The organism is Pseudoalteromonas spongiae UST010723-006 (genome assembly GCF_000238255.3).
Lineage (GTDB): Bacteria > Pseudomonadota > Gammaproteobacteria > Enterobacterales > Alteromonadaceae > Pseudoalteromonas > Pseudoalteromonas spongiae.
Genome location: NZ_CP011039.1, coordinates 960,152 through 975,079, shown reverse-complemented (window position 1 = coordinate 975,079; position 14,928 = coordinate 960,152). Strand labels below are relative to the sequence as shown.

The 14,928-nt window shown below is 40.2% G+C and carries 11 protein-coding genes; all 11 read right to left on the bottom strand.

What is annotated here, in order from left to right; genetic code table 11:
* Positions 1-18 precede the first annotated feature (18 nt).
* Genes PSPO_RS04595 through PSPO_RS04545 form a run of 11 tightly spaced genes read right to left on the bottom strand, consistent with a single transcriptional unit; the run spans position 19 to position 14,915 of the window.
* Complete coding sequence (locus PSPO_RS04595) at positions 19-3,381, bottom strand: type VI secretion IcmF C-terminal domain-containing protein (RefSeq protein WP_010560600.1); 3,363 nt, start codon at positions 3,379-3,381, stop codon at positions 19-21.
* A complete protein-coding gene (locus tag PSPO_RS04590) occupies positions 3,378-4,517 on the bottom strand; it encodes a DotU family type IV/VI secretion system protein (protein ID WP_010560601.1) in 1,140 nt (379 codons plus the stop codon). Before PSPO_RS04590 ends, PSPO_RS04595 begins: the two co-directional genes overlap by 4 nt.
* 1 nt (position 4,518) lies before the next feature.
* Positions 4,519-5,838, bottom strand: a complete 1,320-nt coding sequence (tssK, locus tag PSPO_RS04585; protein WP_010560602.1) for a type VI secretion system baseplate subunit TssK — start codon at positions 5,836-5,838, stop codon at positions 4,519-4,521.
* Complete coding sequence (tssJ, locus tag PSPO_RS04580; RefSeq protein WP_010560603.1) at positions 5,838-6,350, bottom strand: type VI secretion system lipoprotein TssJ; 513 nt, start codon at positions 6,348-6,350, stop codon at positions 5,838-5,840. Before tssJ ends, tssK begins: the two co-directional genes overlap by 1 nt.
* Positions 6,335-7,153, bottom strand: a complete 819-nt coding sequence (locus PSPO_RS04575; RefSeq protein ID WP_010560604.1) for a hypothetical protein — start codon at positions 7,151-7,153, stop codon at positions 6,335-6,337. Before PSPO_RS04575 ends, tssJ begins: the two co-directional genes overlap by 16 nt.
* Before the next feature lie 3 nt (positions 7,154-7,156).
* Positions 7,157-7,873 (bottom strand): substrate-binding periplasmic protein, encoded by a 717-nt coding sequence (locus PSPO_RS04570; protein WP_010560605.1) that lies wholly within the window; start codon positions 7,871-7,873, stop codon positions 7,157-7,159.
* A gap of 6 nt (positions 7,874-7,879) precedes the next feature.
* Positions 7,880-10,453: a type VI secretion system ATPase TssH gene (tssH, locus tag PSPO_RS04565; protein ID WP_010560606.1), complete on the bottom strand. Its 2,574-nt coding sequence runs from the start codon at positions 10,451-10,453 to the stop codon at positions 7,880-7,882.
* Positions 10,454-10,463: 10 nt separating this feature from the next.
* Positions 10,464-11,393: a type VI secretion system baseplate subunit TssG gene (locus PSPO_RS04560; RefSeq protein WP_010560607.1), complete on the bottom strand. Its 930-nt coding sequence runs from the start codon at positions 11,391-11,393 to the stop codon at positions 10,464-10,466.
* Entirely contained in the window at positions 11,384-13,186 is a 1,803-nt protein-coding gene (locus PSPO_RS04555) for a type VI secretion system baseplate subunit TssF (protein WP_233430457.1), read from the bottom strand. The genes PSPO_RS04560 and PSPO_RS04555 overlap by 10 nt, the downstream gene beginning before the upstream one ends.
* A gap of 4 nt (positions 13,187-13,190) precedes the next feature.
* The gene (gene tssE, locus PSPO_RS04550; protein WP_010560609.1) at positions 13,191-13,634 is read right to left on the bottom strand and encodes a type VI secretion system baseplate subunit TssE; all 444 of its coding nucleotides are present in this window, start codon (positions 13,632-13,634) and stop codon (positions 13,191-13,193) included.
* The gene (locus PSPO_RS04545; protein WP_010560610.1) at positions 13,635-14,915 is read right to left on the bottom strand and encodes a type VI secretion system contractile sheath domain-containing protein; all 1,281 of its coding nucleotides are present in this window, start codon (positions 14,913-14,915) and stop codon (positions 13,635-13,637) included.
* Positions 14,916-14,928 lie beyond the last annotated feature (13 nt).

Here is a 14,928-nt window from a genome sequence, read left to right as displayed (position 1 = left end):
TCTCTTATTTCACGCTATTTATTTTAATAACGTTGCGGGTATAGTGAGCTCTGTAAAAAACAGTGGATTTAAGATACTGCTATTATCATCAATACCTTTTATCGCGATCGCAACACCTTGTTTATTTTTAAAATTAATGCTTAGCAATTCACTATTAGTGCTAGTTTGATGCTCACTGATAAAGCGGTAAATGCCCCAGCTTCCCTGGTAATTCAGTTGCTGCTTTTGATTGTTTAAATCTGTCAACGTGATTGTTAAATTTGACTCAGTAAACTCTTTAGGCCAGCTAAATGTTTTCGGGATTTCAGGGCCATGAGTATAGTGCAATGAGCGCTCACCCGATTGTAGTGTAAATGCACTGAGCTCTGGCGACATATTTCTCGCCGACACGGTAACAGCTACTTGAAGGTCATTATTACGGCCGTACAAACGTTTTTGTAACGCAATATACTGACTCATAAACTGCTCTACTTCGCTATTGAGCGTTATTACAGTATCTTTATCAAAAATAGCGAGCTGTTTTTGATTACCAACGTTTAAGAAGTGACTCAATATGCTATCGTTAAAATTATTTACCGAACTGCCTGGGGCGAAATAACTTCTCAGCGCTGTCAGCGATAAATCTGTGCCATCTTTATTGAACGGGTAAAACGGTGATATCGTGCTGTTGTATGGCTGTATTACGCTGTCTCGCCAAGTTTGTTGCAAATAAGCCGATACTTTTTCTTCAATATGATTTGCTGATTGTACAAGTACGAGGTCGATTAAATCAGCCACAACAGGCTCTGAATAATTGCCAAGCCACAGCCCTGAAAAGGCATCAAAACGGTTTTCAGTTTGTAATTGTTTAAAGTAAGTTAAGCCCGGTACTACATCGTTATCTGCTTTTGCTAACCACTTTTTCAACTCAGTAAACTCTTTAACAAGCAACTGGTATTCATTACTAATATCTTCACGCTTTGCGATGATCAGCGTGTTTTGTGAAAACGCGTGAGCCACCTTTTCACTAATTTCATTGTGTTCCTCAGCCTTTGCAATCGCTAATTGCTGCTCTTTATTTAATAAACGATTCGCCGAGCTCGCTAATTTGTCGAGTTTTTTTGCTTTTGCGGCTAATTTTTTCGGCGCTTTCGATGCGCTTTGCGGATCTTCAAACGTCGGCACTTCGACAGGTGGAATATTAATATAACTGCGCAGCGTGCTGTACAACTGCACTAATGGGGAAGTTTGTTTTTCGGTTAACGCATTTAACATTGGCTTTAATGTTAAGCCATCAACAAGTGTTATTTGCTGATAGTACTGCCGCCAAAAGCTAATGTAATCATTAATAAACTGGTACTTTAAGTAAGTACCAATACGGGTAAGCTCACGTTGCGATGGCGATGACTTGAATAAGCCATGATTGTCTTTCACCAACTGTTGCATAAACGCCGACTCAGGAATAAATGACAGCTGTTGCAACGCTGCAGGTGTAAACAATTGAGGCACTAAGAAGCTTGCATCATCACCGTTTAACTGAAACAGCTGCGTCTGCGTTGCCTCATCACCAAATAAAGATGTTCTAATATCAATTAAACGGGAAAATTCAGGCAATCGCTTTATATATTCATACATCAATTGATTCGTGTCTTGCATTGCAAGCTGACTATCAACAATCGCTAATAATTTGTCATTGGTGTCGATCTTTTCATAACCCAGTTGATAATAATCTTCTATTAGTGCAACAAAATTCTGAGTTTGTACCTCATCCAAAATACCACCCTGCTTTAATGACTGCGCAACATAATTCGCAACAACTTGTTTATTTGAACCACTAGCAAAAGACTCATAAACATCTTTAATATTAATGACTTTTAAATAGTCTTCGAGCTCTAGATAAACAAATAACTCTTCTTCAAGGTACTTTAATAAGGTCGGTTGCAATGCCAGACTTAATTGCTTTTGATAAAGCTCTGTATAGTGACGCTCGCGCTCAATTGAAGCCAGCACTGGTAATGCAAACCACGGCTGATTATGTTGCTCGGTATCAAACTTTGCGTAGGCTAGTCGTAACACTGTAAGTGGCTCGATAATAGATTCAGGGTCGTTGATATCGAACTGGGTATTATCAAGCTCTGTACGATACTGCTGATGAACGTCACCAAATTCTTGATGTAGCGTTTCGTTGTAAATATATGCCTGCCAACCAATCCAAGCTGCCACAGAAAATATCGTTAAGCCTACCGAAAACATGCCAACTTGCTTTACAAAGTGCTTAACAACGCGACGTTTATTTGTTGGCGCTGAATTCGACAGTGGTAATACTTGCGCCGCAAAGGTTTTAGTTAATTCTGCGCGCGGTTTTAAATTTGCGTCTCGTACAACCGGTAGCATCGTTTGATTTACTTCAATCAAGGTGTGCGCTGTGGCTAAATTGACCCGATACTCACTTGATTCAGACTCAACCAAATGAAAACTTGTTAACGTAAATGGCGATTCCAAGCCATTAAAGTCGAGCAAATCTTCGATAAAGCCTTCAACAGAAAGTTTTACATATTGGAGTTGCATTGAACCTAATAGCTGTTTGCGCTTGAATTCGTCATCTAGCTGCAGTGAAACTTGATGAATATTGTTAATAAACAACTTTTTAAACAGCTCATCACAGGCATGCGATAAGGAGTGTTGCACACCCGTTGTTTGATCGGCCAAATAGAAAGATAAGTCATCAATGTCCGTTTGCTGGTGCAGACTTTCAGCTAAGCCGTCCAGTTTGTTAACGCCACACAAAAACAAATGCAATGGCACTTGAATGCCGTTACGAATATAAATTGATTCAAGTTGGGCTTTAACATCACTTAAAAAGTCTTGCTTGGTTTTCTGTGAACGTTGAATCAGACTAAACGCATCCGTTAGCAATAACACGCCATTTAATGCTTGTTTAGGTCTAACAAAATTAAGCCATGCAAAAAAGTTTTCACGGGTTACGTTGTCTTTAGCTGTTACATGCCAAATTAGTGCCCCTTTAACATGATAAAGTGCAATATCAGGGGGCATATAAGACAATTTAACACGGTTAAACTGGGCAAAACTTTCACCCACACTTTCTTCAGACACAACTAAATACCAGGCTGTTTGATATAAATTGGCATTCAGTTTTAATTTTTTTTGTGCGCCGCGAATAAGACGCGAGTATTGCTTAAATTGATTACGTTTGTGTACACCGCGCAGTAAAGCTTGGTTGATAGTTGGCAGTGTAATAATCAAAACACCTACTAGGGCAATTGCAATACATGCCCAGTACAAGGTGTTTGAGTAATGAAAAATAGCATTAAGTATCGCCAGCACTATACCAATTATAATAAGTATTGCGCCGCTATATAGACGCACTAATGAACGGCTCACTGGTACTCCTTAATAAAAGGTGACACGCGACATAAACTTGAAAAATATGCGCTCACTTTTTTAGCCGAGGTGAAGCCGTCGGCAATAAAGCCTACTCGATGGCGCGCACCGTCATCTTCGATCACGGTTTGATAGTCTTCATTGCCGCACTTTTGTTGCAAAGCAAGCGCGCGTGAGCGCTCATAAAATGCACCAAGTTGCACAAAATATTGAGTTGCTGTATCAACTTGGGAGTCAGGCTGTATTTCAGGTGCGAGTGTAATTGGCGCGGTTGTCACGACTGGCTTTTGGTTATTTTCTTTAACGGTAAATTGCGCATTTTCAATTGAGATTGGTTTATGTTTTAACTGTTGCAAATGGGCAAAGGTATTTTTGGCCATTTCATCATATTCATGATGTTGGCTTTGATATATTTTGCCGACATAAACATTGTAAGAGATCAATCCAGCGAGCATTAAGAACACAATAAAAATAACAAAAGACGTAGCAGAAACGCCTTTAAATAAGCCATAACTAATATGAGATTTTCGCTCAACGTTTGCTAATGGCGAAACCGTGTTTTGTTCTTTAAATGCGCCTAGTTCAGTAATTGCAAAATTTACATCAGCAATAATTTTATTAAGCTCTGCTTGCTGCTGGTTATTAAACTTGCCCTTAAAGCCGAGCTGTAACAACAAATAGCAAATTTTAATAAGCTCAATATGCTTTTTTGGAAACTCCATTAGCTGCTTGAGTAAACTAAAAAAGGTTTCGCCGCTGTTACGAATACCAAACAATTGACTCACAAGCGTGTTATTTTGCCATTGAGTTGTATCTAATTTACATTCATAGCTGATGCGCTCATCAAAAAACGCAGCCCAAACAAAACACAGTTTATCAAGCAGTGCTGGCGCTATATTTTCATCGCGGCCACGGCGCTTTAGCGCTTTAAGTTCCGTTACCAACTTATCGCGCAAGTTATCAAGCGAATTTACTTCATCGAGTGACGCAACCGCATCAATCATCGGCAAAAACGGTAAACTCAAACGCAATAACGCTTCACCTTGCCATTCAATTTCATTGAACAGATCTTTAAGTGCAGTATTTTTTTCATCAACTAATGAAAACTGGTTAACGGTATAACTGGCTATTTGCATACTAGTTAATTAAAAATAATTTAACGTCTTCAACATAAATACGCGCATCAATATGTAATGCGAGCATCTCCTTGTTATCAAGCACTTTTTGCCACAGCACATCATTTAAATCAATTTGGAAATAGCTGGTGTTGGCACGCTCTTTTAACTCAGGTGGCGGAAATGGCAATGCAGTAACGTTTACCCCTTGCGTTGCATTTTTTATGCATTCAACAATGGATTTATTGCCCGCCAGTTTGAAACCGGTTTCAAATACTTCTTTGGCAATATTGGCCTCAGAAGATACCGCAATAATCACCCGTTGTGCTTGCCTCACTTCTACTTGCTTAATCTTTGCCAATAGCATGCGTCTGCTATCAAATAGCGATTTATCCCATAAATACTCAATTACATTTTGCTGTTGATTGATTGAAAGCTTGTCTTTTATTCGTGATATCACACTATGAAATTGGTGATACAAGTTTTCAAATGTCAGCGGTGTCCACGATGTGCGCGGTTCAAAATCAGCGCTCAGTAATGCCGATTCGAATTGCTTTAATTCATAAAAAAAACGTCCCAGCTTGTAGTGCTGTGTACGCTGTGTCGCTTCAAGCCATGGCAACCAGTGATAGATCAAAGAAAGAAGTTGTTGCTCTTTAAACAACACACTACCCGTTTGCGTTTCAATCGTTGCGTTTAAACGTGCAAGTAGCTGATTCGCTTTTGCATTCGCTAAGGTCTCAAGCTCTTTAATTCGTTCAAGCAAAATATCCGCGGCTCCTAAGCTAAGACAGTCAGGAATAAACGCGCGGTCAATCACCACTTCTCCGTTACCATTAACCTCTAACACTTTGCCAACGGCTAATTTAACGAAGCCATCTAAGTTATCTTCTTCGAGTTGCAAGGTGATATTAAGTGACGCATGTTCAACTTCAAGCTCAGCTTGTTCACTTGAGGTGAAATCAAACACTTTAGAGAAATGTGTTCGATAGCGAGATGTTGCAAGCTGATTGTTAAAGCTATCATTGCCAACCAACATAATTGGTACGGTTAAATAAACCATTTGGTCAACCGTACCTTCAGGGATATGCAAAGCAATCTCGCTTTCTAAATTGAAGTATTGACCATCTGGTAAAATGCCTTCGCATGCTTGAATTGAAAACTGCCCAAGATTAAGCAAACCTTCATTTATTTTTAAACGGGTTAAACCACAATGTGGCGTCAACTCTCCGGTTTTCAGCCTGCTATAATTCTGTATTACGCCTTCTAAATGCGCATCCATCTGTTGAAAGTGCTGAGGATACAAAAAGGTGCCATCGCGCCAAACGATTTTATTATTCATTATGCTGCTCCCCAGCTAAATAGACTATCCCACCAACTTGGTTGTGGTACCACATTAAAGGTCACTGTACTGCCTTGAATTCCCAACCAAACAACCGTGTCTTTCGATAAATCCTCTGGCAATGTAATCAAGGCTTTTGCTGCACTTTTTTGATAGTCTGTAAATTCAACTAATACAGCTAAATGGCGCACACCTGGCAACAATTCTATGGTCTTAAACTCTGAGGTTTGCGGCATCACAGGATACCACCTTTGACGCTCTATCAGCTGCTCAGCCAACACTGATTTATCGTCATTAAATAGCGTAATAAAGTCGCTTTGCATAAAGCGATCTGACTTTTCAAGCTGATACAAGCGAACCGCCACTGGATTGGCGGTATTATTTGACCAATTAAGTTTTTCATTGGTCTCCAGTTTTAGCTGAATAGGCAGAGAAAAACGCTTCAATAAATCGTTGCTCGAGCAACCAAATAAACTAGCGATTATTATTAATATAATTATTTTTGCATGCATTCTATTAATAGCGCTTTAAACTGACGTTTAAAATGCCCTTCATTTTGTTTTCGCTGATAATAATTCTTGTATGCGACCCACTGTTTGTTGTTCCAGCGTGATGGCGGTCCAACCATCTCTTCAATCATCTCAGGATCAAACTCTTTAATAAACTGCTCAACAACATCATCCAACATCATAAGCAATTGTTTTTGCTGAATCCATGGATTTTGTGACACTTCTAAAAGTTTATCTAACTTCTTTTCAACCGTATGAGAATAAGCTCCTTGTTGGCTTGATACATCAACTTCCTGATAAGCATGATAATCAACGAACTCATCCTCTTTTGATTGATGCTCAGCCACTTGATCAAGTTCACTTTCAAGATCGGCAAAGATATTACTGGCATCAAATTCAACATTCGAAACCGTGTCATAAAAATCACTCGTGGCATTATTCGCCTTGTCTGAATCGTTGATTGATTCAGTTTGCATATCCGTGTCGGCCGAAAATAATAGGGTGTAACCATTAACCGCTATCACATCACCGTCACTTAAAGTAACAGACGAATTGGCAATTTGTGCTCGTTGGTTAACCGCAACCCCTTCAACTTTAGTCAGCAGTTTAAAACGACCAGTTGTCACATCAGGCGAAACTCGAAAGTAAATAGCGCCCGCGTCTTGGTTTGCATCAACTGCGGGTAAAATTAAATCACATTCAATTGATCCACCTAACGCCACGCCTGCCTCGGTGACAGTTGCCATGCGAGATAATAAGCGAACGTCTTCGGGGCACTCTGTCACTTGTAACATTGCCGAATTCATGAGTTAGTTCCCCGTATCCTGCACCAGGCAATTAGACGCTGCAGTATTAAATGATTGTAAAAACGTCGGATGCTCATTTAAAAAAGCCTTAGAAAACAATACACCAAGCGCTATATTCCCATAGTGCTGACGCGAAAAGCGAGTACTTTGCAAATTATGCTTTGATAATTCATAACTAAATTCTTGTTCATCCAGCAATATCGCGTCTACTTCATGGCTCACTAACAATTGCACCAACTCTCCGGCATCACGCGGCTTTTTCTGTACGTTATATGCTTGGCGTTTTAAGGTTAACCATTCGTCTGAGCCAAAATCAGCAGCCACTTTATATTTTTGATAAAGCGGGTTAGTTGTCGCGACATTAATTTTAGGGCCTGTAAAATACCAATAAAGGTGCTTTTGTGCCAACGGGATAGAAAGCTCACCAAATTCACTTCGCCTTTCGCTGTTAGCCACAGCAAAAATAGCATCAAGTTGGCCAGTACGCAGTCGTAACTCAACGTCAACCCAATCACTAAACTCTGCTTTAAACGGCGTTTCCATGCGATTAAAAGCACACTTTACTTGGCGAATGACATCACCATAAACTTTACCGTTCTCAACATAATGATATGGGTAAACTTGGTGCGTCGCTAAACGCACCCGTTCAATCGCCAAACTGTTAGCTGTAACGAATAAGCTCGATACAAGCAGCACAGAAGAAAATGCTCGATACCACATTAAATGTTATTCAACCTTCAGTTCAAAATCGGTCGCATCGGCAACGCCCGTAATCGTTACGCAGGTTACTGCATCACCATTACTAATTCGTTCGATGCATTTTTCTGCTAATAGCGGCATTAAATTACGGTTAACGATTTGCTCAATCGCGCGCCCACCGATAGTTGGCTCATTACCTTTGAGCACTACATAATCGATAAACGACTGATCATAATCCAATGATGCACCATAGGTTTCTGACAGCTTTTGTGAAATTCGTTTTAACGCAATGCCCGCTATTTGTGCTAATTCATCAGTGTTGAGTGGGTAATATGGAATAATATTACAGCGACCAAGAAACGCTGGCTTAAAGTACTCTTGCAGTGCCGGACGCACGTTATCAACCAGCTCGATTAAATCGGGACGCGTGTCCTGTGCATCACAATAGTCCACTATCGCGCTATCAGCCGCATTTGAAGTCATAATAATCAGCGTATTACGGAAGTCGATATTACGTCCTTCACTATCTTGAATGCAGCCTTTGTCAAAGATTTGGTAGAAAATATCATGCACACTTGGGTGGGCTTTTTCCATTTCATCAAGTAGTAGCACACAATATGGATTACGACGAATTGCCTCTGTTAGCACTCCGCCTTTACCATAACCAACATAGCCAGCCGGAGAGCCGAGCAACATAGATACCTTGTGCGCTTCTTTAAATTCGGTCATGTTAATAACCGTCATATCTTGTTCGCCACCAAACAGTTGGTCGGCTAACGTAAGCGCCGTTTCAGACTTACCTACACCACTTGGTCCACACATTAAAAACACACCAACCGGTTTGCGTTTATCTGTTAAACCTGCGCGCGACACACGAATGCTTTTCGCCAACTCATGCATTGCATGTTTTTGACCAATAATTCGTTGATGCAACGACGCTTCAAGTGTCAATAATTTCGCTACTTCATCTTTTAGTAAATTCCCAATAGGAATCCCTGTCCACGCACCAATTACCTCGGCAATGGTTTGTTCATCCACAATAGCATGAACCATTGGCGCTTCACCTTGCAGTGCTTTTAACTTGTCTAACGATGCTAAGAAGTCGCCTTGCTGTTCACCGCTTTGAATTGCACTAAGTTGATCGACTAATTCTTTTTCTTTTTGCCACTGCTGGTTAATCGCTTCAAGTTCAGACTCAAGTTGTGCTTTTTTTGCTTGCTTTTCAGCGATGCTGACAGCTTGGTTACCGAGCATCTCGTTTTCTTTACTAAGCGATACAAGTTCATTTTCAAGGTAGCGAATTGACTGCTCAACCTTCTCTAATTTTGCTGGCTTGGCACTTTGCGTTAATGCGATACGCGCACATGACGTGTCTAAAATACTAATCGCTTTATCAGGCAGCTTACGACTTGGCAAATAACGTATTGATAAGTTCACCGCGGCTTCCAATGCTGCCTCGGTAATAAACACTTTGTGGTGCTTTTTGAGAGATTCAGCGACGCCTCGCAGCATTTGTAATGCATCGTCTTCATTTGGCTCATCAACTTTTACAACTTGGAAACGACGTGTAAGCGCAGGGTCTTTTTCAAAGTACTTTTTATATTCTTCCCATGTGGTCGCTGCAAGCGTTCTAAACTCGCCTCGTGCAAGAGCTGGTTTTAGTAGGTTCGCCGCATCATTTTGCCCTTCTGCACCACCAGCACCAATTAAAGTATGTGCTTCATCAATAAATACCACAATCGGTACATCGGCATTTTTAACTTCGTTAATGACATCTTTTAAACGATTTTCAAATTCGCCTTTAACGCTGGCACCCGCTTGTAATAGACCTAAATCTAATGAATGAATTTGTACGCCAGATAAAACGGGAGGAACTTCATCATTCGCAATTTTTTGCGCGAGCCCTTCTACAACAGCGGTTTTACCTACTCCAGGTTCACCGACAAAAATTGGGTTATTTTGGCGTTTTCGACATAGAATATCGATTGCTAATCGCACCTCGTCAGCACGCCCCGAAACCACATCTAATTCACCATTTTTAGCCGCTTGGGTTAGGTTGACCGTATATTTTTCAAGTGCCCCATTGGCAATTGGTGCTGCAGGCGTCGCACCTTGGCTTGTGGCGCTTTTCGCCGCGCCAATTACAAGTGACTTTATATATTCTTTTAAGCTTTCAATCGAAACATTATTAAGCGCCTCAAAGTGATGGCGGTTCAATGAAAGCGGATCGGTTTGTAGCATTGCAAGTAACAGATGCAACCCCACTACTGCATTATGCGAAAATTCGACCGAGGCAATTAACCACGCTGATTTAATTAATTCGATAACATCAGGACTAATTGTAGGTTGCCCCGAATGTGTTTTATCTAAACGTGCTAGCGCCTTTTCTAGTTCAGCTTGAAAAGCAGGTAAATCAACTTTTTGTGATTCAAGGAATTGCAGTAACTTAGCGTCACGCCCTTGCAACAAAGAAACCAACCAATGCTCTACTTCAATTGCACCAACTTGCGACTTCATCGCATCTGCTGCTGCATATTCCAACGCATTTTTTAGGTTATTGTCCAAAAAGGAAATGAGCTTTGAAATTGATATTTGTGACATAAAAATCCTTTTAGCTCGACAGAGCCCTTACGGTTCGTTTATTTGTTCCATGCAGTGTGGCTAAGTTTGAGTTAATACCTAACACCAGCGCATGCTGTTTATTCTTGGTAAGTGCTAAACACGATTTATCTGGACCAGTATATTCAGCCTCAACATTAACTACAACTTCGTGATTAACATAATACTTACAAATTGATTTGATTGATTGTAAAACGTCCATTGCAGCGCTATTTTGCTGTTCAATTTGACTAAAAAATGCAGAGTCGTCTATTTTCACTACCACATTTAGCGTTCGACCCAATTGCACAAACGTTTCTCCTACAATAGCGCCATGACCTAGCTGACACCCCCCTAAACGACTGCGCGCCGTTTGCGGGATGGGCTTTTTTTCTAGCTGATTAAGCGCAATGGTAAATTGAAACGGAAAATAATACGCCAAAAGCAACTTTAAATTGTTCAGTGAATGACTCTCACCACGCACAACCAAAGTTGCCGGCAACATATTTAATTCTTCGTAATGGGCGGTAAGCGCTTCAAAATAACTCTGTTTCAACGCATTTTGCTGTTGTTTATCACCGCACTTTTCGGCGCGGTAAACAATTGAGTTATATGAATCAAGCTTCACTGACTGACGCACCATCGCATCATCAAAAATAGCAATAAAGCGTAAATAAGCGCGATTAGATTTTAAGTATGCTTCTTTTAACCAATCTAAAATAAAATGAGGTAAGCCGCCATTAATGCCGAACAAGGTTGCTTGATGCGAACGCACAACCAAGTGTTGGTCGGGTAATTGGGTGAACTTAATGTACTTATCGTGATATTGATTAGAAAACAAATCTTGTTTATAGCTAATTTTTTTAACACCGAGTACTCGCGCTAAGCGATTGAAATGAAGCACCGACTTTACTTTATAAAGTGCCTTTTGCTTTAGCTGCATACGCGAACCCCTAGCTGCGCATCAAACGTTTTAACCGGCCAATTGAAGCTAGTGTACGATACCGATAACTGGCAACAACGGTCAAATGCAGTCTGTGCTAAGAAGAAGTCATTAAGCAATGCAATAAATAAGGAATAGTCCGCATTGAGCTCAGAGTTATCCAAGGTCAATTCAATTTTCATACCTGGTACAAACACCATTCGCCCTTCCAGTAAAAACGGGGCATTAATCTTTTTAGCGGCAACGTTGTAGATGACGTTTAGCTCATGGTGCGTGGCATTTGAGTTAATGAATAAGCGCAAAAACCCTTTGAGGCTTTCTTTGGCATTATCCGCCGTTAATAACTGCGACATATTAAACGACAATAACTTGAGCATATTCCAATAATTCTGTTCATCGGTAGTTGCTTGCGTTGGCTGTATTGCTACACCGCCAACGTTAAACTCACCTGCAAGCGCCTCTTCTGTATTGACAACAATTTGGTTACCAACATGCACTTTGTTTGCTAAATGTGCATCAAAGCAGGTTACCTCTGCGTAGGCATTAAAACCATTAGGTAACTCACTGCTAGAGTGATTAATTGGAAATATTAGATGCTGAACTTCCTGCCCTGATAAGGCTTTAATATTTCGACCGCGGCCAAGTTTTGTTGTTTGTGACCAATACAATTGCTGATTAAAGTCGATCGCTTGTTTGCCCAGAATCGGTGGAATTTCTACCGCACCTTCAGTATCAACGCGCAGTACCCGATCAATTGAGTACACTTGAATATTCGACTGACTTGCATCCGCAATCACAGGGTACGAAAGCTCTTGATAATTAACACGGATTGGCTCAGATGTTTGATGAAACAAGTTACTAAACAGGGTTTTGTTTATTTTTACTTCTAGTTTTTTCTCATCTAATAGGGCTGCGCCTAGCTCGTTTAAATAGAAATCGAGATACACGCGTTGACCTGCTTCAACCGCAATATGATGAGGGTTGCGCAAAATAAAAAAGTGGCGCTTATCAGGAATAGAAAAATACTCTTTGAGCTTAAAGTAAACGGGCACTTCATTGCTAGCAATTGGCGATACAATAAAATCATCATCAATCACCAGCGGCTTAAAGTTATCTCGGCCAATCGATACCGACTGCGCTTGTTCATCAACCGTGATTGCAACGTCTATTAAAGCCTGATTAATAACATCAGCAACATTACGACCTATCGACTCATTACTAAAATGAAGTTGCAACGGCTGCGCCAACACTTGGCGCATATCAACTTCAAGACTAATTGGATCGAGCGCAACACGAAGACAAAAAAGCGCGTGCTTGGTGTCTAGGTTACTTGGAATCGCATGCTCAAAAGGCGTTTGCTCTAATTTAAAGAAATCAATTTTAATTGGGCTAAAAGTGATGGGTAATGAATTACATAAGGTAACCTGAGTGTTGTCATCCCCTTTATTAATGACTTCCAACTCAACTTCAATCTTTTTATCGAGAAATACAGGCTTGTTAAAATCATCTGGATTTGGATTAAAGTGTGCTTTCACGACTGTTGGCAAAGGTTTAAACAGATTAGGTGAAACAATTTGCGCAAATTCTTCAATATGGCGAGTGCGCAGCGAATCGATTTGAATTGCATTTTTTGCCGATACCCAGGCAAAGCTATCAACTAAACGTGTAACGTTCGGATCTTCTTGCCCTTTGTCGTTGAGGTTAATGTGTTCAGCTTCACGTCTAAAACGCTTACGAAACCCCTCCAAGCCACTTCTAATGCTCGCAAGTTCATCTTCAAAGTGTTTTAACATGCGATTAATCATAATTTGTGTCGTTCTCTATCATGACAGTCATTTTTGTCAGATTTATATCTGTATCAAACTGGAGCAATTCTTTTTTACCATTTATTAGTAGCATTGCAGATACTTCAAATTTGAGCGTATTAGTTAACTTGGCTTTTTGCGAGTCATCAACATAGCTCACTTTTATATCTTGCAGGCGTGGTTCAAACTGCATAATTTTATTTTTTATTCTTAGTGCAATTTGCTCACCTGAATTTAGGCGACTAAACAATGCCATATCTTCTATACCGAAACACAAGTTTGAGTCATCACTCAAACTGCCATCGCCTTGGTGTAAACTCGCTGCTTCGGTTTTTAAAATCAAGCCAATGTTGTGATGAATAGACAACACAATTTCATCCATTGAGTTAGTGCCAATTTCATCCTGTTCCAAATAAAACGCGCTAAAAAATGACATTTATTCAACCGCCGTCGATAAACTAACTAAACTTGCAACGCGGTCGTATTGGTACTGTGGCATTAAATCAATTTGGCAACTGTAACGCTTAAGGCTGCCAGGTTCTTCATCCACCGTTACTTTCGCCGATCGTAACGGCATACCAGCTAAGGTCACCTCATCATTAACGATCGAGTTAGAGCAATACTGCTCTAACCAATGGCTGATGCGGTTCTCACAGTCATGGGGTTCCATAGCTGCGCCAATCATTTGTCTTAATTGCAGTTTAATATAATGGGCAATTCTGCTGATCATTAATGTTGTTTGAATCAAAAAGCGATTTTCACCGTCTTGCTCTAATTTAACCGAACTGTTCGATTGGAAAAAATAGCGATTATTTAGAGGGTTGTAAAAAATCGGAATTAACCCTAATTGGGATAAAAACGCAGCACTAGAAGCCGACAAATGAATTTTAAAGCGTGGTTCTAAATTAGCTTTTAAACCATAGTTTTTAATTGCACTGCCACCTAGCGAGTCTAGCTTGCGCGACTTTAAAAAACCAAACCAGCGCACACGATTAAACTCAATAATTACGTTTTTTAAAAACGTGGTCGCAGCATTGCCCCATTTAAACGCTTCGGTTTCGTCTTCATTAAAGACAAAACCAGCGGGGTAATATTCGTAACTTTCCCGAATCGCTACTTTATTAAATACCAAGCCGAGAAAATGGCTATTTGGGCTTTCTCTTAAGCGATGCCACGTATCAAAGTCGTGATCCGTCAGTACACGTTTTACTTTTTCTACATCAGCCAAATACTGTTCACCTTGAGCGCCTAAAAAACCATCGTCAGCATCGAGTAGAATTGGACATAAACTCTTTTCACCTAACGCAGCAAGCAACTCTAAGGTATATAAATCATCAAACTCGTTATCGTAATCAAAGTCTAATGTTAAATTGTGATCGATAACCACTAAGCCATATGGCTCACCACCTAAGGTATTAAACTCTTTATTCGCGATTAAATTAAACAGACGTGAGTGCGATACCGAAGTAGAAATATTTAAATCTTGCGATATTTCTCGCCAAGAAATATTAAGAATGCGAACTTTTATCGCTTTATAGTTAACAGGTAAACTGGTTAGCTCCTGTAAATTAAGCCATCGAGCTTCTAAAGCTTGGAACTTTTTGTCAGACATCACTTTAGATAATTGAGCACTGATAAGTTGGTCAATTTCAGCAATCAAATTGTACGCTAACGCTTTTGATTGTTCTAATGAAGCTGTCTGATCGCTCAGATTCACACAGTATTCCTTG